The organism is Domibacillus sp. 8LH, assembly GCF_038806185.1.
Lineage (GTDB): Bacteria > Bacillota > Bacilli > Bacillales > Domibacillaceae > Domibacillus > Domibacillus indicus_A.
On the sequence record NZ_JAVJNG010000350.1, the window covers coordinates 1 to 233 of the forward strand.

Here is a 233-nt window from a genome sequence, read left to right on the forward strand (position 1 = left end):
TTATAACATTGAGCGTGTTCACACTTACACTAAACTTGAAGATGCTTACATCTTGACAACTCCAGATATGGAAGCTGAACTTGATGTTGATTTGTTAGCAGGTGTATTCAATCTTAACAAATCTGATTTCAAACAACGTATCATCACTGTTCCAAATGCAGAATACTTTGACAATGAACGTTTTGCTAATTTAACAGTTGGTGAACGTAAACAAATTCGCCAAGTAACTGAAC

General features: G+C 34.8%; 1 protein-coding gene. It reads left to right on the forward strand.

Annotated features, from left to right (window positions below; translation table 11 throughout):
- Nucleotides 1-52: 52 nt before the first annotated feature.
- On the forward strand, nt 53-233 hold a 181-nt coding region (locus RG959_RS24980; RefSeq protein ID WP_342799386.1), incomplete at its 3' end, for a phage major capsid protein.